Annotated in this window: 25 protein-coding genes and 3 tRNA genes; 12 read left to right on the top strand and 16 right to left on the bottom strand. The window is 75.6% G+C overall.

What is annotated here, in order from left to right; translation table 11 throughout:
- The first annotated feature begins 56 nt into the window (after positions 1-56).
- Entirely contained in the window at positions 57-1,028 is a 972-nt protein-coding gene (gene nrdF, locus F1544_RS07600) for a class 1b ribonucleoside-diphosphate reductase subunit beta (protein ID WP_167583863.1), read from the top strand.
- A gap of 96 nt (positions 1,029-1,124) precedes the next feature.
- Here the strand turns inward: nrdF and F1544_RS07605 are convergent, their stop codons facing one another.
- From F1544_RS07605 to F1544_RS07615, 3 genes are all read right to left on the bottom strand, one after another.
- Complete coding sequence (locus F1544_RS07605) at positions 1,125-1,640, bottom strand: heme-degrading domain-containing protein (protein WP_167583865.1); 516 nt, start codon at positions 1,638-1,640, stop codon at positions 1,125-1,127.
- Complete coding sequence (locus tag F1544_RS07610; protein ID WP_167583867.1) at positions 1,637-2,248, bottom strand: CBS domain-containing protein; 612 nt, start codon at positions 2,246-2,248, stop codon at positions 1,637-1,639. Before F1544_RS07610 ends, F1544_RS07605 begins: the two co-directional genes overlap by 4 nt.
- Positions 2,249-2,370: 122 nt before the next feature.
- Positions 2,371-2,682, bottom strand: coding sequence for a hypothetical protein (locus F1544_RS07615; RefSeq protein ID WP_167583869.1), 312 nt, complete (start codon positions 2,680-2,682; stop codon positions 2,371-2,373).
- Positions 2,683-2,896: 214 nt separating this feature from the next.
- Here F1544_RS07615 and F1544_RS07620 point away from each other — a divergent pair, with 214 nt between their 5' ends.
- Positions 2,897-5,041 (top strand): SpoIIE family protein phosphatase, encoded by a 2,145-nt coding sequence (locus F1544_RS07620; protein ID WP_167583870.1) that lies wholly within the window; start codon positions 2,897-2,899, stop codon positions 5,039-5,041.
- A gap of 13 nt (positions 5,042-5,054) precedes the next feature.
- On the opposite strand, the gene F1544_RS07625 is transcribed toward F1544_RS07620, so the two are convergent.
- Positions 5,055-5,825 (bottom strand): ANTAR domain-containing protein, encoded by a 771-nt coding sequence (locus F1544_RS07625; RefSeq protein ID WP_167583872.1) that lies wholly within the window; start codon positions 5,823-5,825, stop codon positions 5,055-5,057.
- 147 nt (positions 5,826-5,972) lie between these two features.
- The gene (locus F1544_RS07630) at positions 5,973-6,671 is read right to left on the bottom strand and encodes a TetR/AcrR family transcriptional regulator (protein WP_167583874.1); all 699 of its coding nucleotides are present in this window, start codon (positions 6,669-6,671) and stop codon (positions 5,973-5,975) included.
- Between the two features lie 47 nt (positions 6,672-6,718).
- On the opposite strand from F1544_RS07630, the gene F1544_RS07635 reads away from it, so the two are divergent.
- Positions 6,719-7,606, top strand: coding sequence for an alpha/beta fold hydrolase (locus F1544_RS07635; protein WP_167583875.1), 888 nt, complete (start codon positions 6,719-6,721; stop codon positions 7,604-7,606).
- 45 nt (positions 7,607-7,651) lie between these two features.
- On the opposite strand, the gene F1544_RS07640 is transcribed toward F1544_RS07635, so the two are convergent.
- Both F1544_RS07640 and F1544_RS07645 read right to left on the bottom strand, forming a co-directional pair.
- The gene (locus tag F1544_RS07640) at positions 7,652-8,614 is read right to left on the bottom strand and encodes a quinone oxidoreductase family protein (RefSeq protein ID WP_167583877.1); all 963 of its coding nucleotides are present in this window, start codon (positions 8,612-8,614) and stop codon (positions 7,652-7,654) included.
- 58 nt (positions 8,615-8,672) lie between these two features.
- Positions 8,673-9,305 carry an isochorismatase family protein gene (locus F1544_RS07645; protein ID WP_167583879.1) on the bottom strand — a complete coding sequence of 211 codons (633 nt, stop codon included), beginning with the start codon at positions 9,303-9,305 and terminating at the stop codon, positions 8,673-8,675.
- A 200-nt stretch (positions 9,306-9,505) separates the two neighbouring features.
- On the opposite strand from F1544_RS07645, the gene F1544_RS26230 reads away from it, so the two are divergent.
- The gene (locus F1544_RS26230) at positions 9,506-11,104 is read left to right on the top strand and encodes a GGDEF domain-containing protein (RefSeq protein WP_208971453.1); all 1,599 of its coding nucleotides are present in this window, start codon (positions 9,506-9,508) and stop codon (positions 11,102-11,104) included.
- Between the two features lie 132 nt (positions 11,105-11,236).
- Here F1544_RS26230 and F1544_RS07655 read toward each other — a convergent pair.
- Together F1544_RS07655 and F1544_RS07660 are read right to left on the bottom strand one after the other, a co-directional pair.
- Positions 11,237-11,309 (bottom strand) — tRNA-Lys (locus tag F1544_RS07655).
- A gap of 102 nt (positions 11,310-11,411) precedes the next feature.
- Entirely contained in the window at positions 11,412-11,582 is a 171-nt protein-coding gene (locus F1544_RS07660) for a hypothetical protein (protein WP_167583881.1), read from the bottom strand.
- A gap of 209 nt (positions 11,583-11,791) precedes the next feature.
- Here F1544_RS07660 and F1544_RS07665 point away from each other — a divergent pair, with 209 nt between their 5' ends.
- Positions 11,792-12,448: a hypothetical protein gene (locus F1544_RS07665; RefSeq protein WP_167583883.1), complete on the top strand. Its 657-nt coding sequence runs from the start codon at positions 11,792-11,794 to the stop codon at positions 12,446-12,448.
- Between the two features lie 81 nt (positions 12,449-12,529).
- On the opposite strand, the gene F1544_RS07670 is transcribed toward F1544_RS07665, so the two are convergent.
- Positions 12,530-12,605: transfer RNA gene (locus F1544_RS07670), tRNA-His, on the bottom strand.
- An 85-nt stretch (positions 12,606-12,690) separates the two neighbouring features.
- Complete coding sequence (orn, locus tag F1544_RS07675) at positions 12,691-13,383, bottom strand: oligoribonuclease (RefSeq protein WP_308469939.1); 693 nt, start codon at positions 13,381-13,383, stop codon at positions 12,691-12,693.
- Positions 13,384-13,485: 102 nt separating this feature from the next.
- Between orn and F1544_RS07680 the strand changes: the two genes are divergently transcribed.
- From F1544_RS07680 to F1544_RS07690, 3 genes are all read left to right on the top strand, one after another.
- Positions 13,486-14,637, top strand: a complete 1,152-nt coding sequence (locus tag F1544_RS07680) for a PrsW family intramembrane metalloprotease (RefSeq protein ID WP_167583885.1) — start codon at positions 13,486-13,488, stop codon at positions 14,635-14,637.
- Positions 14,638-14,742: 105 nt separating this feature from the next.
- Positions 14,743-16,830, top strand: coding sequence for a glycosyltransferase family 39 protein (locus tag F1544_RS25305; protein WP_167583887.1), 2,088 nt, complete (start codon positions 14,743-14,745; stop codon positions 16,828-16,830).
- Positions 16,831-16,967: 137 nt separating this feature from the next.
- Complete coding sequence (locus F1544_RS07690; protein ID WP_167583889.1) at positions 16,968-18,443, top strand: malate:quinone oxidoreductase; 1,476 nt, start codon at positions 16,968-16,970, stop codon at positions 18,441-18,443.
- 67 nt (positions 18,444-18,510) lie between these two features.
- Here F1544_RS07690 and F1544_RS07695 read toward each other — a convergent pair whose 3' ends face one another.
- A complete protein-coding gene (locus F1544_RS07695) occupies positions 18,511-19,440 on the bottom strand; it encodes a core-2/I-branching beta-1,6-N-acetylglucosaminyltransferase family protein (RefSeq protein WP_167583891.1) in 930 nt (309 codons plus the stop codon).
- 223 nt (positions 19,441-19,663) lie between these two features.
- Between F1544_RS07695 and F1544_RS07700 the strand changes: the two genes are divergently transcribed.
- Complete coding sequence (locus F1544_RS07700) at positions 19,664-20,110, top strand: DUF1905 domain-containing protein (protein WP_308469940.1); 447 nt, start codon at positions 19,664-19,666, stop codon at positions 20,108-20,110.
- 51 nt (positions 20,111-20,161) lie between these two features.
- On the opposite strand, the gene F1544_RS07705 is transcribed toward F1544_RS07700, so the two are convergent.
- A complete protein-coding gene (locus tag F1544_RS07705; RefSeq protein ID WP_167583895.1) occupies positions 20,162-20,572 on the bottom strand; it encodes a TIGR03618 family F420-dependent PPOX class oxidoreductase in 411 nt (136 codons plus the stop codon).
- Positions 20,573-20,606: 34 nt separating this feature from the next.
- Between F1544_RS07705 and F1544_RS25310 the strand changes: the two genes are divergently transcribed.
- Positions 20,607-21,146 carry a methylated-DNA--[protein]-cysteine S-methyltransferase gene (locus F1544_RS25310; protein WP_167583897.1) on the top strand — a complete coding sequence of 180 codons (540 nt, stop codon included), beginning with the start codon at positions 20,607-20,609 and terminating at the stop codon, positions 21,144-21,146.
- Positions 21,147-21,177: 31 nt separating this feature from the next.
- Here the strand turns inward: F1544_RS25310 and F1544_RS07715 are convergent, their stop codons facing one another.
- On the bottom strand, positions 21,178-21,696 hold the full coding sequence (locus F1544_RS07715; protein WP_308469941.1) for a low molecular weight protein-tyrosine-phosphatase: 519 nt from the start codon (positions 21,694-21,696) through the stop codon (positions 21,178-21,180).
- Positions 21,697-21,847: 151 nt separating this feature from the next.
- On the opposite strand from F1544_RS07715, the gene F1544_RS07720 reads away from it, so the two are divergent.
- Together F1544_RS07720 and F1544_RS07725 are read left to right on the top strand one after the other, a co-directional pair.
- The gene (locus F1544_RS07720) at positions 21,848-22,483 is read left to right on the top strand and encodes a uracil-DNA glycosylase (protein WP_167583901.1); all 636 of its coding nucleotides are present in this window, start codon (positions 21,848-21,850) and stop codon (positions 22,481-22,483) included.
- A 200-nt stretch (positions 22,484-22,683) separates the two neighbouring features.
- Positions 22,684-23,616 carry an aldo/keto reductase gene (locus F1544_RS07725; RefSeq protein WP_308469942.1) on the top strand — a complete coding sequence of 311 codons (933 nt, stop codon included), beginning with the start codon at positions 22,684-22,686 and terminating at the stop codon, positions 23,614-23,616.
- Between the two features lie 74 nt (positions 23,617-23,690).
- On the opposite strand, the gene F1544_RS25790 is transcribed toward F1544_RS07725, so the two are convergent.
- Both F1544_RS25790 and F1544_RS07735 read right to left on the bottom strand, forming a co-directional pair.
- Positions 23,691-25,217, bottom strand: a complete 1,527-nt coding sequence (locus F1544_RS25790) for a GGDEF domain-containing protein (RefSeq protein WP_167583903.1) — start codon at positions 25,215-25,217, stop codon at positions 23,691-23,693.
- A gap of 226 nt (positions 25,218-25,443) precedes the next feature.
- Positions 25,444-25,519 (bottom strand) — tRNA-Arg (locus F1544_RS07735).
- Positions 25,520-25,798: the final 279 nt, after the last annotated feature.

The raw sequence follows: 25,798 nt of genomic DNA on the forward strand, positions 1-25,798 counted from the left end.
CCACCCCCTACGGCACTCGGGTCGACCCGGACGCCGGAACGACGAACGAGGACACCGTGGAGAAGCTGAAGCTCATCGACCGCGTCAACGCGATCAACTGGAACCGCGTCACCGACGACAAGGACCTCGAGGTCTGGAACCGCCTGACGAGCAACTTCTGGCTGCCCGAGAAGGTGCCGCTGTCCAACGACGTCCAGTCGTGGGGGCGCCTGACCCCGCTCGAGCGCCAGCTCACGATGCGCGTGTTCACGGGCCTGACGCTGCTGGACACGATCCAGGGCACGGTCGGCGCGGTCTCGCTGATCCCCGACGCGATCACGCCGCACGAGGAGGCCGTCTACACGAACATCGCGTTCATGGAGTCGGTGCACGCCCGCAGCTACTCCTCGATCTTCTCCACGCTGGCCTCGACCCGCGAGATCGACGAGGCGTTCGCCTGGTCGGAGCAGAACGAGGCGCTGCAGCGCAAGGCGTCCATCGTGCTGGAGTACTACCACGGTGACGACCCGCTGAAGCGGAAGGTCGCCTCCACCCTGCTGGAGTCGTTCCTGTTCTACTCCGGGTTCTACCTGCCGATGCACTTCTCCAGCCGCGCGCAGCTGACGAACACCGCCGACCTGGTCCGCCTGATCATCCGCGACGAGGCCGTGCACGGGTACTACATCGGCTACAAGTTCCAGCGCGGGCTGGAGCGCGTGAGCCAGGCCAAGCGCGACGAGATCAAGGACTACGCCTTCACGCTCCTGTACGAGATGTACGAGAACGAGATGGAGTACACCGCGGACCTCTACGACGGGGTCGGGCTGACCGACGACGTGCAGAAGTTCCTGCACTACAACGCCAACAAGGCGATGATGAACCTCGGCTACGAGGGCCTGTTCCCGAGCGACGTCACCGACGTCAACCCGGCGATCCTGTCGGCGCTGTCCCCGAACGCCGACGAGAACCACGACTTCTTCTCCGGCTCCGGGTCCAGCTACGTCATCGGCAAGGCCGTCCAGACCGAGGACGAGGACTGGGAGTTCTGAGCTGAGCTCAGCCTCCCCACCGTGCCGGCGCCCGCCGCAGCGATCGCTGCGGCGGGCGCCTCCACGTCCGGGCCGTGCCCGTGGCTGCGCTGCGGCTCAGGTCCCGGCGAGGAACTCCCGCAGGACGGTGACCACGACGGTGTGGTCCACCTCCTGCGGCAGGCCGGAGACGGCCACCGACCCGACGCAGCCGACGTCGCGCACGAGGACGGGGAACGCCCCGCCGTGGGCGGCGAAGAGCCGGGTGTCGAGGCGGGCGTCGGTGTCGAAGTCGCCGCCCGCGGCCCGGAACCGGGTCCCCACCAGGTACGAGGAGTGCCCGAAGCGGTCGACGACCGCCATCTTGCGGTCGAGCCAGCCGTCGTTGTCCGCCGAGGACCCCGGCAGGCCGACGTGGAAGAGCCGCTGGGCGCCCCTGCGCACGGCGACCGCCAGCGGCAGCCCGTCCGCCAGGGCCCGCTCGGCCAGGAGGGTGCCGAGCCGCCAGGCCGTGAGGTTGTCGAAGGAGGGCAGGACGAGCTCGCGCTCCTCCGCCTCGAGGCGGGCCACCAGCTCCGACGGGTCCGCGGGGTACGGGCCGGCGGGGGACGGCGCGGCGGGGGAGGCGCTCACCGGGCCGCCACCTCCCCGTCGGCCGTGCGGACCCGGACGACGCCCGCCACCGTCCGGGCGACGACGGCGGCCAGGCGCTGGGCGGCGCCGTGCAGGGGCCCGTCCAGGGTCACGACGCCGTCGCTCACCCGGACGTCCCAGTCCTGCGCCGGGTCCTGCTCGTGCAGGCGGGCCAGCACGGCCTCGCGGACGTCGTCGTCGGAGTGGGCGAGGGTGCGCAGCACGTCGCGGCGGGCCAGGACCCCGACGAGGCGGTGCCCGTCCAGCACGGGCAGCGCCTTGATGCGCCGGGCCAGCAGCACCCGGGTCGCGTCGGCGAGGTCGGCGCCCACGTCGACGGTGATCGGCTCCCGCGTCATGACGGCGGCGACGGTGCCGGGAGGGGCCGCGTCGTCCTCGTCGCGGGGCAGGAAGTGGGCGCGCGGGTCGCGTCCCACCCGGCCCCGCAGCAGGTCGGACTCGCTGACGACGCCGACCAGCCGGCCGTCGCCGTCGAGGACGGGCACCGAGGAGATGTCGTGGTGCAGCAGCACCCGGGCGGTGTGCGGCACGTCGTCGTCCTCGGCGACCGTGACGACCGGGCTCCTCATGGCCTCGCGGACCAGCACGGGACCTCCTCCTCCTGGCGGGGGCCGCGCGTCGGGCGACGGCGGCGGCGGGCGCGGGCGCCCCTGCGTGCACCCTGGGCGGCGCAGCCCCTCCTGCGCAAGGCCGGGCCCGGCGCGTCCCCTCAGCTGCCGTAGGCGCTGACGTAGTCCTCGACGGCGCGGGCGACCGCGGCGGCCGTCGGGGCGTCGAATCCGCCGGCCAGGACGGCCGTGAGCTCGGCGTCGTCGGTCTCGCCCCGCCCGCGGGCGTCCCACGCGAGCTGAGCGGCGCGGGCGAGCTCGACGCGGTCGGCGAAGGCCGGCCCGTGGCGGTCCACGACGATCCCGGCCACCCAGTCGGCGTCGAAGACGCCCGTGGGGGGCGCGAAGACCCGCTCGCCCTCGACGTAGCGGCCGCTGCCCCCGACGTGCCCGCTGCCCCCGGCTCGGATCATGAGGGGACGCTACGCGCCGTGGTCGGGGGGCGGGACGGTGGGCGCGCCGTGCCGAGGGGCGATCACGGAGCGTGTGTGCTGCCCTGGAGGCACGCCGTGTCCGTCACGCGTCCCCCCACGGGACGGGCACGGCCCTGCGCTCTCCGCCCCCTCCCCGTAGGGTCGGACGACGGTCCCCGCTCAGCAGGAGGGGGGCGGCACGGCAGGGAGGGTGATGAGCTCGGACACGGGCGTCACGGTGGCGACGGCGGCGGAGATGTCGCTGATCTCGGGGACCGGACCGGCGGCGGTGCTGCTGGTGGACCTCGACGCTCGCACCGTCGTCTACTCCAACCCGGTCGCCGAGCAGCTGGCTCCCGGCGTGAGCCTCCCGGTCCCGCTGGACGCGTGGTCGGACGCGGCCTCGCTGCGCGACGTCGACGGCGCCGCGCTGTCGCGGACCACGCACCCGCTGTCCCGGGTGGCCCGCTCCAGCCCCGTCGCCGGCCAGGCCGTGTCCGCGGCCCGGGTCAGCGAGCTGGGCCGCCAGCGCGAGCCGCTGTGGGTCATCGCCCTGCCGATGCTGGACGCGCCCATGCTGCAGGGCCACGCCCTCGTCGTGCTGCTGCCGCTGCGCGACCGCGCCACGGCGCAGGCCGCCGTCACCGCCGCCCGCAGCGACGCGGACCTGCGCGACCGCGCCGTGCTCGCGACGGGGCTGGCCTTCACGGTGGCCGACGCCCGCGACGACGACCTCCCCCTGGTGTGGGTGAACCCGGCGTTCACGACGACGACCGGGTACAGCCTCGAGGAGTCCGTGGGCCGCAACTGCCGGTTCCTGCAGGGCAGCGCGACCGACCGGACCGTGGTGGCCGAGATGCGCGCCGGGCTCGCCGCGGGCGAGACCGTGGTCACGACGGTCCTGAACTACCGCAAGGACGGCACCGCGTTCTGGAACCAGCTCTCCATGAGCCCCATCCACGACGCGAGCGGCGAGCTGACCCACTACGTCGGCATCCAGGCCGACGTCACCCACCGGGTGGCCGCGGACGCCGAGCGGGACCGGGCCCTGGAGGCCGAGCGCGAGGCCCGCCGGGCCGCGGAGGAGGCCCACCGCGAGACGGAGGTCGCCCGCGCCCGCCTCGCCCTGCTGGCGGAGGCGACGAGCCAGCTGGCCGTCACCCTCGACGTCGCCGAGTGCCGCCGCCGCCTGGTCGACCTCGTCGTGCCCTCGCTCGCCGACTGGGTGATCGTCGCGAGCACCGACGCCAAGGGCGTCGTGGAGCACCTGTCCGGCAAGCACCGCGACCCCGCGCGCGCCGGGGAGGTCGAGCGCTACGTCGAGCGGCTTCAGGCGGCGATCCACCCCGGCGGCTGGGTGGAGCGCCTCCTCGGCGGCAGCACGGCCCGGCGGATCCCGGACTACGGCAGCGCGGCCAACCGGGCCGAGCGGCGCACCTGGGTCACCGACGGCGGCGTGCTCGACGAGTCCGCCTCGCTGGGGGCCGCCTCGGTGCTCATGGTGCCGCTGCCGCACCGCCGGCAGCCGCGCGACCTGATGATCCTCGTGCGCGGGGAGGACTCGCCCGCCCACACCGACGACGACCTCGGCGTCGCGCTCGACCTCGGCCGGCGCGCGGGGCTCATCCTCGACAACGCGCGCCTGTACCAGGAGCAGCACCGCATCGCGGAGACGCTGCAGCGCAGCCTCCTCCCCGAGCTCCCGCCGCTGGAGGGGGTCACGGCCGCCGCCCGCTACCGCGCGAGCGAGTCGGGGGCGGAGGTCGGCGGGGACTTCTACGAGCTCGTGGACCTGCCCGGGGACGCGTTCGGCCTGGCGATCGGCGACGTCGTGGGCCACGACGTCCTGGCCGCGGCGGCCATGGGGCACCTGCGCGGGCTCCTGCGCGCCTGCGCGTGGGACACCACGCGCGCGCACCCGCACCGCGTCCTGGAGCGCGTCGACGACCTCATGGCCGCGCTGCGCATCCCCACGCTCGCGACGCTGGCGTACGCCCGCCTCGAGCAGGCCCCCGACGGGGGCTGGGCGATGGCCTACGCCAGCGCCGGGCACCCGCCGCTCATGGTCCGCCACCCCGGCGGCCGGGTCGAGCTGCTCGCGCACGCCGACGACCTACTGCTGGGCGTCCAGCCGGGCCCGCGCACCAGCACGTGGCACCACCTGGAGCCCGGGTCCACGGTCCTGGCCTACACCGACGGCCTGGTCGAGCGCCGGGGCGAAGACCTGGGCGTGGGCCTGGAGCGGCTGCGCGCGGCGTTCGAGGCGGCCCCGGTCGACGTCGAGGGCGTCTGCGACCACCTGCTGCGCCTGAACGGGGACAGCGAGGACGACGTGGCCCTGCTGGTCGTCACCGTCTAGCGGTCCCGCCTCGTCAGCTGCCGACGGTGTCCGACGGCCGCACGGGTGCGGCGAAGGGCGTCACGCGCCCGTGCACGGCGTCGGCGACGACCTCGGCGGCGATGTCGTGCAGCTTGCGGTTCAGCGACTGCGACCGCTTGCGCAGGAACTCGAACGCGTCCTCCGGGTCGCACGCGCACATCGTCGCGACGACGCCCTTGGCCTGCTCGATGACGGCGCGCGTGCGCATCGCGGTGGTCAGCTGCTCGACGGTGCGGGTGCGGGTGGACAGCAGCGCCGCGTTGGCGATGGTGACGGCCGCGTGGTCGGCGAAGGTGCGCAGCGCGGTGAGCTCCTCGCCCTGCACGGGGGACCCCGGTGCGCGCGTGTAGACGTTGAGGGCCGCGAGCCCCTCGTACGGCAGCGGCATGCCGATGGCCAGGGTGCTGTGGACGCCGGCCCGCAGGGCCGTCGCCGCGAACTCCGGGTAGTGCTCGCTGGCGGCGGTGTCGTCGATGCGCAGCGTCTCGCCGGACTGCGCCGCGTCGAGGCAGGGGCCGTACCCGTCGGCGTACTGGCGCTCGTCGAGCACCGTGGCGAGGTCGCCCGAGAAGGCGACGGTCCGCGCCTGGTCGTGCTCGTCGAGCAGGGTGATGGAGACCTCGTCGGCCCCGGGCACCGCGGCCACCGCGAGCTGCGTGGTGCGGCGCAGGACCTCGGCCAGCGACTGGGTGCCGAAGGGGATGCGCGAGAGCTCCGCGAGTCCCGCCCGCAGGCCGTCCTCGACGCTCGTGTGCTGGGTCATGACCGTCCCTCCGTCGGGCCGCGTCCGGGACGGTCGGCCGGTGGCGCACCGCGGGGGCGGTCGTCATCGGCACGATAGTCGAGCCGCGGCGGCGGACGGGCCGGCCAGGCCCCGAACGGGGTAGTCGGGGCCTGGCTCCGCCCGGTGCTAGGCGCGGAGGAGCCCGAGCAGGACGCTGCGCAGCGTGTGCTCGAAGAGGTCGGGCCGCGGTCCCGGGGGTTCGGGGTGGGTCAGCGCGGCGGTCAGGCGGGGGTGCCGCCCCGCCGAGGCGCCGGCGAAGACGTCCTGCGGGGCGAGGGTCCGCGCGCCCGCCGGGGCAGGCCGGGCGAACAGCGAGACGATGCCGGTGATGAGGGCGACGGCCTCCAGCTTCGCGGCGGTGCCGCACCCGGTGGGCTCCATGAGCTCCAGGCAGTGCTCGACGTGGTCGCTGCCGTGCGGGCCGAAGGCGACCGTGCGCGCGTTCGCCTCCAGCAGCCAGGGGTGCGCGCGGTGCAGCGCCAGGAGGTCCCGGCCCAGGGCGACGAGGTCGTCCAGCCAGTCGGCGCTGGGCCGCCGCGCGCGGCGGCGGGTGAGGACCGGGTCGGCGAGGACGGCGTCGACCATGAGGTCGACCAGGTCGTCGCGCGAGGCGAGGTAGCGGTAGAGGCTTGCCGCGGCCGTGCCCAGCTCGGCGGCCACGGCCCGCATGGTGGCCGCGCCGAGCCCGCCGGCGTCGGCCAGGGCGACGGCGGTCTCGGCGATCCGGTCGCGGCTGAACTCCGGGCGCGGCCCGCGCGCCGAGCGCTGCGGCCGGACCCACACCGGCGGCGTCCGGGCGGGCGGCGGAGGGGTTGCGGCGGGCACGGGGACGAGCCTAATCTGCTAACAACGTTCGCAGAGGAGGGGTTCCGATGGTGGACTCGACGACGGTGTCGACGGCCGGGGCGCAGGCGCCGCGGGAGTCGCTGATCCGGTCCGCGGACGGCGCTCCCGTGCGCGTGCGCACGTGGGGCGCCGGGCCGGGGGTGGTCCTGCTGCACGGCGGGGGGATCTCCGGCCGCGACTACCACCGGCTCGCCCGCGCCCTCGCGCAGGACTGCACCGTGCACCTCTACGACCGCCGGGGCCGCGAGGGCACCGCCCCGCTGGACGGCACGGAGACGGTGGCCACCGACGTGGGCGACCTCGCCGCCGTCCTGCGGCACACCGGCGCCCGCCGCGTGCTCGGCCACAGCGGTGGCGGTTTCACCGCCCTGCGCGCCGGCCTGGACCTGCCCCCCGACCTGTCCCTGCAGCGCATCGCGGTCTACGACCCCGGGCTGTCCCTCGCGGGCCGGCCGTCCTTCGCCTTCCTCGACTCCTTCGAGGAGGCCGTCGCCCACGGCCGGGACGCGCGGGCGATGACGCTGCTGGCGCGCGCCGTCGACCCCGAGGGAGCGGGAGCGAGGATGCCGTTCCCCCTCGCCGAGCTGACGACGCGCGTGTTCCTGCGCACGTCCGTCGGGCGCCGCTTCGCGCAGCTGCTGCCGACGATGGGGCCGGAGGTGCGCCGGATCGCCGAGCACGACGGCCCGGCCACCGACTACGCCGCGATCGGCGCCGAGCTGCTGCTCGCGTCCGGCGCGCGCAGTCCCCGCTACTTCGGCCAGAACTGCGCGGCGCTGGCCGCGGCGCTCCCCGGCGCGCGGGCGATCGTGCTGCCGGGCTGCGGCCACGACGCGGCGAACACCGCCCGGCCCGCCTTCGTCCGGCCGTTCGCGGAGTTCCTCACGGCCCCGGTCGCCGCGGCGCACGGCTGACGGGAGCCCGTCGGCGTCGGCCCGCAGCAGGTCGCGGGGAGGGGCTCAGGGGACCAGCAGGACCTTGCCGGTGGTGCGGCGGCCCTCGAGCTCCTCGTGCGCGGTGCGGACCTGCTCCAGCGGGTAGGTGTGCCCCACCCGCACGTCGAGCCGGCCGTCGCGGACCCACCCGAACAGCTCGTCGGTGCGGTGCAGGAGCTCCGCGCGGTCCAGCGTGTAGGACGCCAGGTTCGGCCGGGTGAGGAACAGCGAACCCTCCCGGTTCAGCCGCTGGACGTCGAAGGGCGGCACCTGACCGCTGGACCCGCCGAAGAGGACCATGAGGCCGCGCGGGCGCAGGGCCCGCAGGCTCGCGTCGAAGGTGTCGCGGCCCACGGAGTCGTAGACCACGTCGACGCCCCGCCCGCCCGTGAGCTCGCGGGCCGTGGCGGTCGCGTCGGCGTAGCGGACGACGGCGTCGGCCCCCGCCGCGCGGGACAGCTCCGCCTTCTCCTCGGTCGAGGTGGTCGTCACGACGTGCCCGCCCCTGAGGCGGATCATCTGCGTCAGCAGCAGGCCCACGCCGCCGGCGCCCGCGTGCAGCAGGCACCAGGTGCCCTCGGTGACGCGGTGGGTGTCGGTGCACAGGTAGTGGGCCGTGAGGCCCTGCAGCAGCACCGCGGCCGCCGTCGTCGCGTCCACGCCGTCGGGGACCGGCACGAGCTCGGCGGCCGCGACCACGACCTGCTCGGCGGAGCTGCCCGCGGCCTCCTTCCAGGCCACCAGGTCGCCGACCGCGAACCCGTCGACGCCCGCCCCCAGGGCCAGCACCCGGCCGGCGCCCTCGCTGCCCAGCCCGGTCGGCAGGTCCACGGGGTAGACGCCCCCGCGGCGGTAGGTGTCCACGAAGTTCACCCCCGCCGCCTCGACGGCCACGAGCACCTCTCCCGCACCGGGTTCGGGGCTGGGCACGTCGGTCACGGCGAGGACCTCGGGTCCTCCGGTCTCGGTGATACGCACGGCGCGCACGCCGCGATCCTGCCACCCCGCCCCGGCGCCGGCCGGGCGGAACCTCCTCCGCCGCAGGTCAGCTCGCGACGGACCGGCCCGCGAGGGCGGAGGTGACGAGGTCGCTCGTCGGCAGCGCCGCGCCGTCGGCGACGGCCGTCAGCCACTGCGCGGTGGTGGCGACCGCGGCGAAGTTCGAGTGCAGCAGGACCATGAGGGTCGTGTGCAGCTGCTCGGCCGACACCGTCCCGGCCGCGTTGGACAGCTCGATCGCGCCGGTGGCGTCGGAGAGGACCTCCGCGGCGAAGCCGAGGCCCTCGGCCTCCACGGCCGAGGCCAGGTCGCAGTTGTTGGTCATGTACCCGACGAGGGTGACGGTGTCGACGTCCATCCCGCGCAACCACTCCGCGAGGTCCGTCCCGGCGAAGACGCTGCCGTTCTGCTTGAGCACCTGCTTCCACGACGGGTCCACCACGGCCTCGACGTCGGGGTGCAGGGCGTGGCCGGGGGAACCCTCGGCGAAGATCGGCGCGCCCGCGGGCAGGTGGTGCCGGACGACGACCACGGGCAGGCCGGCGGCGTCGGCGGCCCGCACGGCGCTGACGACGTTCGCCAGCGACTCCGCGCGCGGGGGGTGCTGGATCTCCAGCGGTCCGTCGAAGTACTCCTGCTGGACGTCGACGACGACGAGGGCACGGCGGGGTGCGGGCACGGGGATCTCCTCCAGGGGCGGTCCGCCCGGGACGGGCGGTCGCCCCATCGTCGCCGACGCGGGGGCCGCCCCCGTTCGGCGCATCAACCGGGGCGGGCGGCGGGACGACGAACCAGGGGTAGGCGGTGACCCGGTGCGTCCGGGCGACCCCGGCACCACCGGTGCCGGGGGGCCGGGATGACGGGTGGGAGGGGTGGGACGTGGGCAGCGACGAGGCGCACGCCGCGGGACGTGGCGGGGACCCGGCGGGGGTCCGCAGGACTCCCCGGGGGCTGGTGCACGCGCTGCGCCGCCCGACGCGGCTCGTGCCGCGCACCCGCTGGCTGTTCCTGGTCTTCGCCGTCCTGGCGCTGCTGATGTCCCTGCCCGGCCCGCTGGCGGTGGCCGGGAGCGTGACCCTGCCGGCCGTGCTGGCGGCCGCCGCGGTCCTCGTGACGTCCTGGGTGCACGCCTACCTCACCGGGCGGGAGTCGACGCTGCGCGACCTCGCCGACTGCCTCGCGATCACCACGTTCACGCTCTGCTGCCCCGCGCCCGCGATGGTCTTCAGCATCACCTTCTGCTCGCTGTGGTTCCACGCCGTGCACAGCACCACCCGCCGCGGGCTGCTGCGGTGCGCGGCGTACGCGGTGGCCGTGGCCGCCGCCCTGCCGCTGTGGGGGTTCGTCCCCGGTCACGCGCCCAGCACGCAGGCCGCGCCCGTGTTCGGGACCGCCCCCGTGATGCTGCTGACCTTCGTCGTGGTCCGCGTGCTGGCGCTGGGCATGTTCGCCCGCGAGCGCGCCGCCCAGCGCGACGCGCTGCTCATGGCGTCGGGGACGAGGCTGCTCGGGATGACCGACGTCGCCCGCATCGCCGAGGAGGGCGTCGCGAACAGCCAGGCGCTGTGCGGGACGACGCCGGGGCTGCGCTCCCTGGCCGTGCGCGTGCAGGACGGCTCCGCCGCCGTCGTGGGCGTCGCCGGCACCTTCGCCCTCGCGCCCACGCACCTGCCGGCCGCCGTGGTGCCCGTCGGCCTGCTCCCGGGCGTCGCCGCCCCCGTGCTGCGCACCGCGGAGCTCGACGCGGCCGCCGGAGAGGTGTGCGCGTGGGTGTGCCTGGACCTGCCCGAGGTGGACGGCGTCTCGATCCTCCTGGGGGCTCCCGGCGGGCTGGAGCCGGAGGTCGTCGTCTCCTTCCAGTCCCTGGCCAACCAGGTGGCGCTGGCCGTGGACAAGGCCGAGGTGCACCGGCTGCTCAGCGTGCAGGCGCGCACCGACGCGCTGACGGGCCTGACCAACCGGGCCGGCTTCCAGGAGCTCCTGGCCACCTCCGTCGCCGAGGGCGGGGTCCTCGCCCTCCTCTTCGTGGACCTCGACGGCTTCAAGTCTGTCAACGACCGCTTCGGCCACGCCGCCGGGGACGAGCTGCTGCGCCAGATCGCCGCCCGGCTGCGCGAGGTCACCCGCCCGCAGGACGCGTGCGCCCGCCTGGGCGGTGACGAGTTCGCCCTGCTGCTGCGCGGCGTCAGCGCCGAGGAGGCGGCCGCCGTCGGCCGGCGCGTCGTCGAGCTGGCCTCGCGGCCCGTGCAGCTGGAGAGGGGTGCGGTGCACGTCGGCGCCAGCGTCGGGACGGCGCACGCCACGGTCGCCGTCGACCCGCAGGTGTTCCTCGACCGCGCCGACGCCGCCATGTACGCGGCGAAGACCGCCGGCAAGGGGCGGGTCGGGGTGTTCGGCGAGGCGGCCGGAGGGCCGGCGCTCGCCGGAGCGCCCGTCCTCACCGGGGGTCCGGGTGCCCGCACGACCGCCGGCGCCTGACCGGACCCGGGCCCGGGCGGGTCTGTCCCTACGCGGGGCGTCGCCGGGACGCGGATCTCGTGAGCCCGCGATGGTCGGTGCCGGAGACGACTCAGGGCGCCCACTCGGAGAGTGGACGCCCTGGTCGGGGAGTGCGCCGCCCCGGACTCGAACCGGGAACCCGCTGATTAAGAGTCAGCTGCTCTGCCAATTGAGCTAGCGGCGCAACGGGACGGAACGTTAGCAGGCCGGGTGGTCCGCGACGAAATCGGCTGCGCGGGGAGCGAGAGGGGGCGCGCCCCGCGCCGCCGACGTCGTCACGGCGGGCTCAGCCCTGGTTCCACCACTCCTCGTCGGGCAGGCCCTCGGACTCGAGGAGCTCCGCGGAGTGCGGGCCGTCGGGAGAGGCCATGTCGATGAGGAGCGAGAGCGGGATGTGCTCGGAGAGCATCTCCATCACCGGCTCCGTCGCCGACGGCGCCGAGTTCTCGTAGGTCATGCATCCTCCCGGCTGATCGGTGCGCCCCGTTGACCCGGGACCCCTCCAGCTTCGTCGCGTCCCGCCCCCGGCTTGAGCGGTGCGCGAGAGCTCACCCGGTCGCCGCGGGGGAGGTTTGACGCTCGCCGGGACGGGGCACGGCGAGCGCCGGCCGCACGCCGGCTGGACGTCCGGTGGACGGAGCCCGCCGCTCGGCCCACAGTGGACGGATGCGCAGCGGTGGTTCGTGGGGGATCCGTCTCGCCATGCCCCAGGCGCTGCTGCTGGGCCTGCACCTGCGCGACGCCGCGGGCCTGCACCCGCCCACGTCGGCCCTCCTGCCCGACCTGCCGCGCCTGCACCCCGCCGTGACGCCCCTGCGCGTCCACGGCGGCGAGATCGCCGGGGCCGAGGTCGCCGGCCGGCAGTGGGCGCACTGGTGGGCGGGTGCGTTCCCGGGCGGCCCGGAGGCGCTCACGTCGATCCTGCCCCCGCTGTTCACGGGCCTGCGCGGCATGACGGAGCTGCGGGGGCTCGCCGAGCTGGGCATCGACGAGGCCGTGACCTGGGCGGCCGGGGCGCGCGACCGGGAGGCGCGGCTGACCCGCACCCGCCCCCTGGCGCTGTTCGAGACGAACCTCGTGGCCGAGGTGGAGCGCGACCTCGGGCGGCGGATCCGGCCGTTCTCCCTCGACGTGGTCGTGCTGCCGCTGCAGGGGATCGCGAGCTGGGACGTCGCCGGGCTGCCGGTCATCACCGAGGAGCTGCGCTCCGACCGCGACGCCTACCTCACCTGGTTGCGCGAGCGGCTGCTCGGCTTGCGGACGGCCCAGCGGCGCGACGCCACCCCGCCGACCCCGCTGGGGGAGGAGCCGACCCTGCCGTGAGCACGGCGGTTCCCGCCGGCGTGCGCGGGCCGGAGACGACGCGAGGGCGGCCCCGGTCGGGACCGCCCTCGTGACCTGCTCTGGGGTGAGTGACGGGACTTGAACCCGCGACTTCCTGGACCACAACCAGGTGCTCTACCAGCTGAGCTACACCCACCACGACGCTGCGGCACAGGGCCATGGCGACGACGGGAGCATACACGGGCGGGGCCGTCGCCCTCACCGCGCAGCCCCCGGGCGGGCTAGGCGCCGGCGGTGGGCGAGCCCGGGCCGGACGCCTCGGGGGCGTCCTTCAGCTCGTAGGACTCGCCTGCGGCGCGGGCGGTGTCGCTGTCCGGGCCGGGCGGCGGGACGAACAGGACCTCGCGGTAGTACTTCAGCTCCTGGATGCTCTCGCGGATGTCGGCGAGGGCCCGGTGGCCGCCGTGCTTCTTGGGCGTGTGGAAGTACACCCGCGGGAACCAGCGCCGGGCGAGCTCCTTCAGCGAGGACACGTCGATGAGCCGGTAGTGCAGGTGGTCGGTGAGCTGGAGCATGTCGCGCGCCAGGAACGTGCGGTCGGTGTGGACCGAGCTGCCGGCCAGCGGCGCCTTGCGGGCGTCCGGCACGAACTGCTTCACGTAGGCGAGGACGGCCTGCTCGGCCTCCGCCAGCGTCATGCCGCCCTCGAGCTCGTCGAGGAGTCCGGAGGAGGTGTGCATGTCGACGACGACCTGGTCCATGTCGACGAGGGACTCCGCCGGGGGCTTGATCACGACGTCGACGCCGTCGCCGAGGACGTTGAGGTCGGCGTCGGTGACGAGCACCGCGACCTCCACCAGGGCGTCCTTCCCGAGGTCCAGACCCGTCATCTCGCAGTCGATCCAGACGATGCGGTCGTGGACCTTGTCCTTGCCCGGGGGCGTCGCCGGTGCTGCGCTCGCGCTGCTGCTCACCGCGCCAGCCTAGGGGAGCCGCGGGCGGCGGCCCGCGGGGTGCCGCCGCGGGGCGCACGTGCGCCGGGGGTGGGCCGGGGCGCCGTGGCCTACCCTCGCCTCATGCCGGACGACGTCCCCGGTGGACCGGCCGGCGCCCTCGCCGTCGGCCCCGGCCCGAGCCAGCGCCGGCCGCGGTCGCTGCTGGTGGTCACCGTCGTCGTGCTGGCCGTCTGCGGGCTGCTCAGCCTGGGTGCCGTGACGATGGAGGTCGGCCTCACGGGCCTGCTGCCCGGGCTGCTCCTGGCCGCCGTCCCCGTCGGTCCCGTCCTCGCCACCGTGCTGTGGCTGGACCGCCACGAGGCGGAGCCCCCGCACCTGCTCGCCTTCGCCTTCGGGTGGGGCGCGTGCGTCGCGAGCCTCGGGGCGCTCGTGCTGAACACGCTGTCCTCCGAGCTGCTCGCGCGGGCCGTCGGCGACGTCACGAGCACCTCCGTCGTCGTCGCCCCCCTGGTCGAGGAGAGCCTCAAGGGGCTCGGCGTGCTGCTCGTCGTCCTCGTTCAGCGGCGGCAGTTCGACGGCGTCGTCGACGGGATCGTCTACGCGGCCTGCGTCGGCGTCGGCTTCGCGTTCCTGGAGAACGTCCTCTACCTCGGCCGGGCCATGAGCACCGACGGGGGCGGGTCCCTCGTCGCCGTCTTCGTCCTGCGCTGCCTCGTGTCCCCGTTCGCGCACCCCCTGTTCACCATGGCCTTCGGCGTGGGCCTCGGGCTCGCGGCCCGCAGCCGCCCCGGGCCCGTCCGGGTGCTGGCCCCGCTGGCCGGCCTCGTGGTCGCCGTCGGCCTGCACGCGGCGTGGAACGCCAGCGCCTCGCAGGGCGCGACGGCCTTCCTCGAGGTCTACGTCCTGCTGCAGGTCCCCGTCTTCGCCGCGGCCGTCGTCGTCGCGCTCCTGGCCCGGCGCCGCGAGAGCCGCCTCGTCGGCCGCCACCTCGAGGTCTACGTCCGCACGGGCTGGCTCAGCGAGGCCGAGCTGCGGATGCTCGCCTCCGGCCGCGGGCGCCGCGACGCGCGGGCCTGGGCGCTGCGGGCGGGGGGCCGGCCGGCGGCCGGGACGGTGCGCGACTTCCAGGAGACGGCCACCGAGCTCGCCTTCCGGCGCGACCGGGCCTGGCGCGGCACCCAGCTGCCCAGCCCCGACGAGGAGCTCGTGCTGCTGCGGCGGCTCGCCGGGGAGCGGGCGCGCCTGCTGCAGCTCGTGCCCGACCGGGGCTGACGCGGCTCCCCTCCACATCCCGTCCACAGCCCGCTCAGGGGCCGTGCGGAGACCGCTCGCCGATGGTCGGGGGGTTCCGACGCGTGCCTGGTGAGAGGACCCCCCATGACCACGACCACCGCCCCTCCGGGGGCCGAGCACCGCAGCGGCGGCCGCGGCGCCCCGCGCGCCCGCCGCGTGCTGCGCGGCCCCGCGGATCAGCCCGCCTGGGCACGGCCCGCGCTGCTGCTCCTGCTCGCCGCCACGGCTGCGCTCTACCTCGTGGACCTCTCGGCGTCCGGGTACGCCAACAGCTTCTACGCCGCGGCCGTGCAGGCCGGGTCGGAGAGCTGGAAGGCGTGGTTCTTCGGCTCGCTCGACTCCGCGAGCTTCATCACCGTCGACAAGCCCCCGGCGTCGCTGTGGGTCATGGGCCTCGCGGCCCGGGTGTTCGGCTTCTCCAGCTGGTCCCTGCTCGTCCCGCAGGCCGTCGAGGGCGTCCTCGCGGTCTGGCTGCTCGTCGCGAGCGTCCGCCGCTGGCACGGCTGGGGCGCGGGGCTCGTCGCGGGGGCGGCGCTGGCCGCGACGCCCGCCGCGGCGCTGATGTTCCGCTTCGACAACCCCGACGCGCTGCTCGTCCTGCTGGTGGTCGCGGCGGCCTACGCCGCGGTCCGGGCCACCGAGCACGCGAGCGGGCGGTGGCTGGCGCTCGCGGGCGTCGCGATCGGCTTCGCGTTCCTGACGAAGATGCTGCAGGGCTTCCTCGTGCTGCCGGCCCTGGCGCTCCTCTACCTCTGGGCAGCCCCGACCGGCCTGGGCCGGCGCGTCCTGCACCTGCTGGGCGCGGGGGTGGCCGTGGTCGTGGCCGCGGGCTGGTGGGTGCTCGCCGTGACCCTCTGGCCGGGGGCGAAGCCGTACGTCGGCGGTTCCACCGACGGCACCGTGATGGACCTCGTGCTGGGCTACAACGGCCTGGGCCGCCTCCTGGGCGGCACCGACGGCGCGGGCGCCGGCGGGACGAGCGGCGGGACCCCCGGGTCGAGCTTCGGCGGCACGGCGACGTGGCGGCGGCTGTTCTCCTCGGAGATGGGCAACGAGATCTCGTGGCTGCTGCCCGCGGCGCTGCTGGCCCTCGTGCTCGGCCTCGCCGTCACGTGGCGCGCGCCGCGCACGGACCGCACGCGCGGCTCGCTGCTCCTGTGGGGCACCTGGCTCGCCGTCTCCGGCGGCGTCTTCAGCTACATGGAGGGCACCGTCCACCCGTACTACACGGTGGCGCTGGCCCCGGCCGTCGCGGCGCTCGTCGCCGTCGGCGGGCACGCCCTGTGGGTGCGCCGGGCGTCCGCCCTCGCCCGGGCCGGCCTCGGCCTCGTCGTGCTCGCCGCCGCCCTGTGGAGCTGGGTCCTGCTGCAGCGCAACGACACCTACCCCGTCCTGGCGTGGGCGGTCCTGGTGCTGGGCGCGGGCAGCGCCGTCGCCCTCGTCGTCACACCGCTGCGGCTGCGCCGCCTCGCCGTGGTGCTCGTGCTGGCGGGGACCGTCGCGGGCCTGGCCGGACCGGCGTCCTACGCCGTCGCGACGGCCGCGACCCCGCACACGGGCTCGATCCCGACGGCGGGCCCGGCCTCCGCGGCGGCCACCGCCGGCGCGGGCGGGTCCGGCGGGGGCGGGTTCGGCGGGGGCACCCGTCCGACCGGGGCGGGGCCGGGGCAGACCGGCACGACCGGGGGAGTGCCGCAGCTCCCGGCCGGGGCGGACCAGACCGCAGTGGGCCGAGACGGGACCGGTGGCGCCACGACCGCGCCTGCGGGCGGCGGGGGCCCCGGTGGGGACGGTTCGGGCAGCGTGGACGCCGACCTGGTGGCGCTGCTGCAGGGCGCGGGCACGACGTGGGCGGCCGCGACGAGCGGGTCGCAGTCCGCGGCCGGGCTCGAGCTGGCCAGCGGGGAGGCCGTCATGGCCCTCGGGGGCTGGTCCGGCGACCCGACGCCGACGCTCGCGCAGTTCCAGGCCGCCGTCGCCGACGGCCAGGTGCACTACCTCGTCGGTGGTGGTGGTGGTGGTGGTGGTGGTGGTGGTGGCGGTGGTGCGGGCGGCCGCGGCGGGGGCAGCGGCACCACCGGCGAGGTCCTGGCCTGGGTCCAGGCCACCTTCTCCTCGAGCACGGTGGGCGGGGAGACCGTGTACGACCTCACGCAGCCCGTCGCCGGGTAGCCGCCGCGGTGTGACGTGCGCCTCGGAGACCCTTCCACGGGGTTCCCGGGGCGCGCCGCGGGGCCCGGAGGTCGTAACCTCCTACCGTCCGTCGAGGACGCAGAGCCGCACAGTCAGCGAAGACGCAGAGTCAGAGGGTGAGTCCGTTGCCGGCAGCGAACCGCTACGACGCCGTTCTCATCGGCGGCGGGATCATGAGCGCCACGCTCGCGGCGATCCTCGCCGAGCTCGAGCCCGACTGGTCGATCGCCGTGTTCGAGCGCCTCGACTCGGTGGGCCGGGAGAGCTCCGACCCGTGGAACAACGCGGGCACCGGGCACTCCGCGCTCTGCGAGCTGAACTACACGCCGCAGCGCCCGGACGGCAGCGTCGACATCTCCAAGGCCGTCGGCATCAACGAGTCGTTCCAGCTCAGCCGGCAGTTCTGGTCCCACCTCGTCGAGACGGGCGTGCTCTCGGACCCGGGCCGCTTCATCAACTCCGTCCCGCACATGAGCTTCGTGCGCGGCGACGACGTGCCGTTCCTGCGCGCCCGGTTCGAGGCGCTGTCGCAGCACCCCTTGTTCGCGGGCATGGAGTGGGCCGACGACCAGGCGACGATCGGGGAGTGGGCGCCGCTGCTCGTGGCCGGGCGCGACCCCGCCGAGCGCCTCGCCGCCACCCGCTCCAGCGCCGGGACCGACGTGAACTTCGGCGCCCTGACCACGGCCCTGCTGCAGGGCGCGGGCGCCCGCGGCACCCAGGTGTTCACCGGCCACAGCGTGAAGAAGCTGCACCGCCGCGGATCGGGCTGGACGCTGTCGGTCTCCTCCTCCGACGGCACCAGCACCGAGGTCGCGACGCCGTTCGTCTTCGTCGGCTCGGGCGGCGGCGCGCTGCACCTGCTGCAGGACTCGGGCATCCCCGAGGGCAAGGGGTTCGGCGGTTTCCCCGTCAGCGGGCAGTGGTTGCGCTGCACCGACGACGACGTCATCGCGCAGCACTCGTCGAAGGTCTACGGGCAGGCCGCCGTGGGCGCGCCGCCCATGTCGGTGCCGCACCTGGACACCCGCGTCATCGACGGCCGCAAGTCGCTGATGTTCGGGCCCTACGCCGGGTTCTCGCCGAAGTTCCTCAAGACGGGTTCGTTCACCGACCTGCCGCTGTCCATCAAGCCGCACAACCTGCTGCCGATGCTCGCGGTCGCCCGCGACAACATCCCCCTCACCACCTACCTGGTGAAGGAGGTGCTGCAGTCCGAGGAGCACCGGATGGAGTCGCTGCGGGTGTTCTACCCCGACGCGGCGGAGGGCGACTGGGAACTGCTCACCGCGGGCCAGCGCGTCCAGGTCATCAAGAAGGGCGCGCGCGGCGGGGTGCTGCAGTTCGGCACCGAGCTCGTCCACGCGGCCGACGGGTCCATCGCGGCGCTGCTCGGCGCCTCCCCGGGCGCCTCGACGGCCGTCGACGTCATGTTCCGGCTGGTGCGGGAGTGCTTCCCGGCGCACGCCGAGGCGTGGACGCCCAAGCTGCGCGAGATGGTGCCCTCCTACGGCGGCAAGCTGTCCGACGACGTCGACCTGCTCGAGAAGACGTTCGCGCGCACCAACGACGCCCTGCACCTCACCGCCTGAGCCGCTCCACCCCCTGACCCGCTCCGCCGCCTGAGGGTTCACACCTCAGGCGGCTGGCCCCGGGGCGTCAGGGAGCGGTGCGCTCGACGACCGCCGTCGCGGCGGGCGTCGTGCGCGTGCGCTCGGCGTCGACCGCGGCGTCGACCAGCCGGACGAACTCGTCGCTGTGGCCCGCGACGACCTTGCGCGCGAACGCGGCCCCCGTGGTGAGGACGGCGGGCACGTCCTCGGCCAGGACGGTGCGGGGGTGCGGACCGCCCTGCGGCGGGAAGAACGCGACCGAGGTGACCCCGTCGACGACCCGGAGGCCGGGTGTGGCGGCGAGGACGCTGTGCACGAAGGCCTCGTCGGGGATGAGCGTCGTCGCGAAGAAGCGGCGGGTCCGCTCGTCGACGGTCAGCAGCCGGGCCACGGCCCGGTGCGACAACGTCATCCACAGCGTGCCCTTGCGGTAGGGCACCGGCGGCCGGCTGCGCCGGGCGTGCGCCACGACCCAGGTGCGCTCGCCCGCCTCCTGCACGTGCACGAGGCGGCGCACGGGGTCGTTCCGGGTCGCGCGGGCGGCCGCGGCGAGCAGCGGGCGCCAGCGGCCGAGGGCCTCGGGCAGGGCGTGCCAGCGGTAGGTGTGGCGCTCGTCGTAGCGGCGGTGGTCCTGGCGCAGCAGCCCGTCCGCCCCGGTGCGCCGGACCCCGTCCTCCCAGGCCTGCAGGTCGCGCACGGGGTGGTCCTGGCCCGAGACCACCACGGTGTGGCTGGGCTGCCACCGCCGCTCGGCCTCGGCCAGCGCCTCGAGGACGGCGGCGACCGTGGAGAAGGTGCCCCACCGGATCGCGGTGCGGCTGACAAGGACCTCGGCGCCCGCCGCGGCCGCGTGCACCTCGTCGAGGAAGCCCGGCCCCTGCGCGTGCCGCACCAGCACGTGCGCCGTGGGGGAGAGCTCCCGGATCCGGCGCACGGAGCGCAGCACCGCCTCCGGGTCGACGTGGCTGAGCAGCACGTACGCGAAGCCGCCCTCGCGGGGAGGGTCGTCCTGAGCGGTTCGGGGACGTGAGCGGTCCGCCGGTCGGCCCCGTCCGTGGGTCACCATGGCGCCAGGGTCCCCGGGCAACGTCCAGCTGACAACCGGGCAGGCACGTGAGAGTCGGCCCGCCGACGGGCGGCGGGTGCCAGGATCGGGACCAGGGGCGGCACGGCGCCGGCTCCGGACGGGGGGGTGCGCGGTGGCGACGTTCACGGCGGTGCTGGAGCTGGCCCGCACGACGGCGACGGGGATCGAGGTGCCGCCCGAGGTCGTCGCCGAGCTCGGCGGCAGCCGCCGGCCCGCGGTGACCGTCACGTTCCGGGGCCACAGCTACCGCAGCACGGTCGCCTCGATGGGTGGCCGGTTCCTCGTCCCCGTCAGCGCGGAGGTCCGCGCGGCCGCGGGGGTCGCCGCCGGCGACGTGCTCGACGTGACGCTCGAGCTGGACGACGCCCCCCGCTCCGTGGAGGTGCCCGCCGACCTCGCGGAGGCGCTCGCCGCGGACCCCGCCGCCCAGGCGGCCTTCGCCGCGCTCAGCTACTCCCTGCAGCGCCGCCACGTCCTGGCGGTCGAGGGGGCCAAGGCGGCGGCGACCCGGGAGCGCCGCGTCGCCAAGGTGCTCGCGGAGCTGCGCGGCGACGCCTGAGCCGGCCGCGCCCGATGTCCAGGCGCGCCCGGCCCCGGTCGCGCGCGCCCCTCAGTCGCGGGCGGCGCCGCCCCAGCCGTGCCAGCGGTCCACCTCGACGAGCACGCTGACGCGCTCGCGGTCCCGCGTCGGGTACGGCGAGCCGGTGTAGTGCGTCGAGAGGCGGTCGATGTCGGCCAGGCCCGCGTCCGGGCGCACCTCGACCACGTGGCCCTGGACGCTGACGTGGGTGTACCAGTCGCCCTCGGCCAGCGCCGTGAGCGAGACGCGGGGGTCGGACTCCAGGTGGCGCAGGCGCGCGCGGCCGCCGTCGAGGTTCAGCAGGACGCGACCGTCGTCCTCGACGAGGTACCAGGTCGCGACGGTGACGGGGTGGCCGTCGGGGTGCACGGTCGCCATCACGGCGGGGTTGGGGCGGGCGAACAGCTCGGCGACGTCGGCCGGCAGCGGCGGGGTGGGCACGGGCACCTCCGGGGGTGGGGCGGGACGGGCTGCGATGCTCGCACCCGCGACGTCCGGCGACGAGGGGGAGGGGGTGGCGGTGGTGCACACCGTGCTGCCCTCGCCCGTCGGCGACCTGACGGTGGCGCGCTCGTCCGCCGGGCTGACGGGGATCTGGTTCGCCGACCACCGCACGCCCCCGCCGCCGGCGCTGCTGGGCGAGCGCGACGACACCGCCTTCGACGACGTCGCGCAGCAGTTCGAGGCGTACTTCGCGGGGCGCCTGCGTCGCTTCGACCTGCCGCTGGCGCCTGCGGGGGAGCCCTTCGCCCAGCGGGTCTGGGCGGCGCTGCGGGAGATCCCGTTCGGCGCCACGCGCTCCTACGGCCAGCTCGCCGCGGACCTCGGCGGGCCGGGGTTCGCGCAGGCGGTGGGACTGGCCAACGGGCGCAACCCGCTGTCGATCGTCGTGCCGTGCCACCGGGTCGTCGGGGCCGACGGCGCGCTGGTCGGCTACGCGGGCGGGCTGGCTCGCAAGCGGTTCCTGCTCGCGCTGGAGGAACCCGCCGCGGACGACGCGGGCCGTCTCTTCTGAGGCTCGCGTGCTGGTTCGGGGTCCGCCCGGGTCAGCGCGGCAGCAGCGAGCGCACGTGCTCGACGATCGCGTCGGCCGCGGCCTCGACCTGCTCCAGGGTGGCCTCGAAGTCGGCCCGGTCGCCGTACCAGGGGTCGTCGATGTCCAGCGCGGACTCGTCGGAGACGGCGTCCGGGCCGTCCACGCGCGGCGCCGCCGGGTCGAACGAGCGGTACATCCGCACCCGCGCCGCGGCGGCCTCGTCGGGGGCCTGGGTGCGCAGCCAGCGGGCGTGGCGGGCTGTCATGGCCAGCAGCAGGTCCCGCTCTCCGATCTCGGCGCGGGTGGCCTGGTGGGCGCGGTGCTCGGGCACGTCGTAACCGGCCGCGGCGAGCACCGCCCGGGCCCGGCGGTCCACGGGGTTGCCGTGCTCCTCGTCGCTGATCCCGCTGGAGTCGACGACGACCTCCTCGCCCAGGCCGGCCTCGGCGAAGCGGCGGCGCAGGACGACCTCGGCCATCGGGGAGCGGCAGATGTTGCCCGTGCAGACGGTCTGGAGGCGGAACGGCACCCCACCATCCTGCCCTGCGCCGGGGCCGTCCCCGCACCCGCGGGCGCCGGCGCGGGGCCCGCCGGGGGCGCCGGGGAGGGGCTCCGGAGGCGGTCCGCGAGGTCCGTGGTCGTCGGAGCGCCCCCGATCTCGGTACCGTGCTCGTGTGTTCATGCCTCAGCCGCGCGGCCTCGCCGACCCCACCGCCCTCGAGCAACGTCGCGCCATGCTCGAGACGGATCCCGACGTCCAGCCCCTGCGGGAGTGGCTGGAGGCCCTGCGCGGTCGCCGTCCGGACTCCTGGGTGCCCGACTTCGACCCGGCCGAGGCCGGCGTCCACAGCCGCGTGCTCTTCGTGCTCGAGTCCCCGGGGGCCGCGACGCAGCTCGAGGGGGGCTCCGGCATGGTCAGCGTAGACAACGACGACCGGACCGCGGAGACCATGTGGGAGGTCCGCGAGGAGATCGGCATCTCCGAGGACGACGCCCTCCTCTGGAACGTCATCCCGTGGGTCCCGGACGCGTCCGCCGGCAAGCCCAACGCCGACGAGCTCGCCGCCGGCGTGAAGGAGCTCCGCTCGCTGCTGCCCCTGCTGCCGCGCCTCGAGGTCGTGGTGCTGTGCGGCGAGTACGCGCAGCGCGGGTGGAAGAAGTCCGGTCCCGTCCTGAACGACGTCACCGTGGTCCCGGTCCCGCTGCCCTCGCCGCGGGCCCTGACCAACCAGGCGAAGAAGGAGGCCCTCACCGTGGGTCTCGCCCGCGTGCGGGCACTCATCGGGCCGAGCCGCCCGCGCGTCGTCGAGGACTGAGCCGCCCCGGGCCCGGCGACGACGCCGGGCCCGGCCGACCGGCCCGACGTCCCCGCGGGGACGTCCCGCTGGTCCGGCTGGTGCGGGGTCCCTAGGCTCGGTGGCCCGGTCCCCGACGAAGAGGAACACCCCGTGCCGCAGCACCGCCCGCCCACCCCGAAGGCCCCCGTGGCCGCCGCCCGCGCCGCGGGAGGTGCCGCGTGAAGACCGTGCCGCTGGGCAGCGGCGGCGTTCAGGTGCCAAACGTCGTCCTCGGCCTGATGCGCATCGCGGAGATGCCCGACGAGGACGTGCGCGCCCTCGTCGACGCCGGCCGCGCCGCGGGCACCACGTTCCTCGACCACGCCGACGTCTACGGCGGAGCGGCGCACGCGTGCGAACGCCGGTTCGCCGAGGCGATGCGGCTCAGCCCGTCCGAGCGCGACGAGTTCACGCTGCAGACCAAGTGCGGGATCGTCCCCGAGGGCCCGTACTTCGACTTCTCGCACGACCACATCGTCGAGTCCGTCGAGGGGTCGCTGCAGGCGCTGCAGACCGACCGCATCGACGTCCTGCTGCTGCACCGCCCCGACGCCCTCGTGGAGCCCGAGGAGGTCGCGCAGGCCTTCGACGAGCTGCACGCCGCCGGCAAGGTGCGGGCGTTCGGCGTCTCGAACCACACGCCCGGCCAGATCGACCTGCTGCGCAAGCACGTCCGGCAGCCGATCGTCGCCAACCAGCTGCAGCTGTCGATCACCCACGCGCCGAGCGTCGCGCAGGGGGTCGCCATGAACATGCGCGACCTCGACCAGTCCGTCAGCCGCGACGGCGGCATCGTCGACTACTGCCGCCTGCACGACATCACCGTGCAGGCCTGGTCGCCGTTCCAGGCGGGGTTCTTCGACGGCGTGTTCCTCGACGACCCGCGCTACCCGGAGCTGAACGAGGTGATCGACCGCCTGGCGGCCGAGCACGGCGTCCCGCCCATCGCGATCGCGACGGCATGGATCACCCGGCACCCCGCGGGCATGCAGGTGGTCCTCGGCACCACGAACCCGGAGCGGGTCGCCGGGGCGGCGCAGGGTTCCGCCCTGCCCCTCAGCCGTGCGCAGTGGTACGAGCTGTTCCGCGCCGCGGGGCACACCGTCCCCTGACCCGCCTGGACCGTCCCGCCGCCGTTCCGCCGCTGCGGCGGCGGGACGGTGCTGCGGACGAACCGCGCGGCGGCTCAGTGCCGGTGCCCGCCCGCCGGGACCGGGACGGGACCCCCGGGGGTCCACGCCAGCACCCGGTTCTTGCCGGAGGCCTTGGCCCGGTACATCGCGACGTCGGCGCGGCCGAGCAGCTCCTCGCCGTCGCAGGGCACCGCCGAGTGCGACAGGCCGATGCTCGCCCCGACGGTCGCCCACGTCGTGCTCACGGGCACCGGGGTGCACACGAGGCCGACCAGGCGGCGCCCGACCTCCTCCGCGTCCGCCGGCGTCACCCCGCGCAGCAGGAGGGCGAACTCGTCACCGCCGAGGCGGGCGCACACGTCGCCCGTGCGGGTCACCTGGCGCAGGCTGTCGGCCACGTGGCGCAGGACGGTGTCGCCCGCCGCGTGGCCCAGGCCGTCGTTGACGCCCTTGAAGTCGTCGAGGTCGACGAACAGCACGGCGAGGCCGCCCTCGACCGCGGCGGCGTCGGCGAGGTGCTGGCAGAACGCGGCCCGGTTGACCAGGCCGGTGAGGGTGTCCGTGCGGGCGCGGACGGCCAGCTCCCGGTGCGTCTCGCTGTTGCGCAGGGCGAGGGCGATCTGGTTGGACACCGCCTGCAGCGAACCGAGGGCCTCGGTCGGCACCTGGCCGGGCGCGCCCACGAACAACCGCAGGTCCGTCGCGCCGGGCAGCCGCAGGTAGGTCCAGCGGCACCGGACCTCGACGACCTCGTCGAGGAGGGAACCGTCGGCCACGCCGACGAGCTCACCCGAGGCGCTGTCCGGCACGAGGGACGCGGGCAGCGCGCGGTCCCGCAGGAGCTCGACCGGCACAACGTCCACCACGCGCACGACGTCGCCCGCCGGCGCCACGGCCACGACCCGCAGACCGGGGGTCGCCGCGCCGATCTCGTGCGTGGCGCGCCGCGCCTCGGTCAGGACGGCCTCGGCGTCGGTGACCCCGAGGAGCCGGGTCCCCAGGTCGGTGACGACCGCGTCGCGCCGGTTGCCCTGCTCCCGCGCGACCATGCTCAGGCACAGGTGCCGGGCGACCGCGTAGGTCGCGAAGACGATCGGGAAGACGCCCACGAGGACGGCCGGGTCCAGGGGGACGTTGCCCGGGACGCGGTGCCACAGGGGGATCGCGGCGCTGATCCCGACGACGCTGAGCACGGTCTGGAGCAGTCCGCGCACGGTGCTGCTCGAGATGGCCCGCAGCCACATGACGCTGAAGGCGAGGCCGAAGACGAGCGGCGGGTTCGAGCTGGACAGCACGAACGCGCACATGCCCGCCGCGTCGAGCAGGTCGGCGACCCACGGCGGTCCCGCGCGGCGTGCGCTGAGGGACCACGAGGTCGACAGCAGCGCGACCGCCACGGCGAGCACCCACCGGTCGCCGGCGTCGGCGCCGGGCAGCACCGCCAGGACGGAGAACAGCAGCGTCAGGACGCACGCCCAGCGGAACAGCCAGCGCGTGCGGGCGACCAGCCCCGTGGGGCGCCCCAGCACCGCCAGGACCCGCGTCCACGACCCCGCGACGTCGAGGGACCTCCGGTTCACGACGACCTCCGCACGGGGTGCGGCCCGGTCCCGTCCGGGTTGTTCCCGGCTCCTCGTCATCGGCCGGTCGGGGCCGGAGGTTGAGGTGCGGGAGGTGCGCAGGCGCCCGACGGGCTCACCGTGGCCGCGGACGCTGCGGTGCCGGACGCCGCACCGGCCAGCCGCGCGGCGCCACGAGGGCCGGTCGCTGAAGCCTCAGGCCTCCCCGGCGCCGCGCCGGCCGTGCTGGTGCCCCCGGCAGGATTCGAACCTGCGACACACGGTTTAGGAAACCGATGCTCTATCCCCTGAGCTACGGGGGCCCGGCCGCGGTCCCGAGGGTGCGCACGGCCTCGGCGAGCATAGCCGCAGGCGGCGGCCGGGACGCCCGACCGTCCGGCGGGGCCGCCCGTCTACGACACGATGTCGTTGCAGCGCAGGCCAGGTGTTCGCGCAGGGGTGAACGCCGTGGTCCTCGGCACCCGTGCGGGGTGCCTAGACTCAAGGGGCAAGGCACGCCGACCGATGCCGTCCCTGGGTGTCGGATCGAGTCGAGGTGGACTCCGACCCCGGCCGACGTCGTCGCCTGAAGGAGTTCTCGA

Origin of the sequence: Kineococcus rubinsiae (assembly GCF_011839805.1) — a bacterium.
Taxonomy (GTDB): domain Bacteria; phylum Actinomycetota; class Actinomycetes; order Actinomycetales; family Kineococcaceae; genus Kineococcus; species Kineococcus rubinsiae.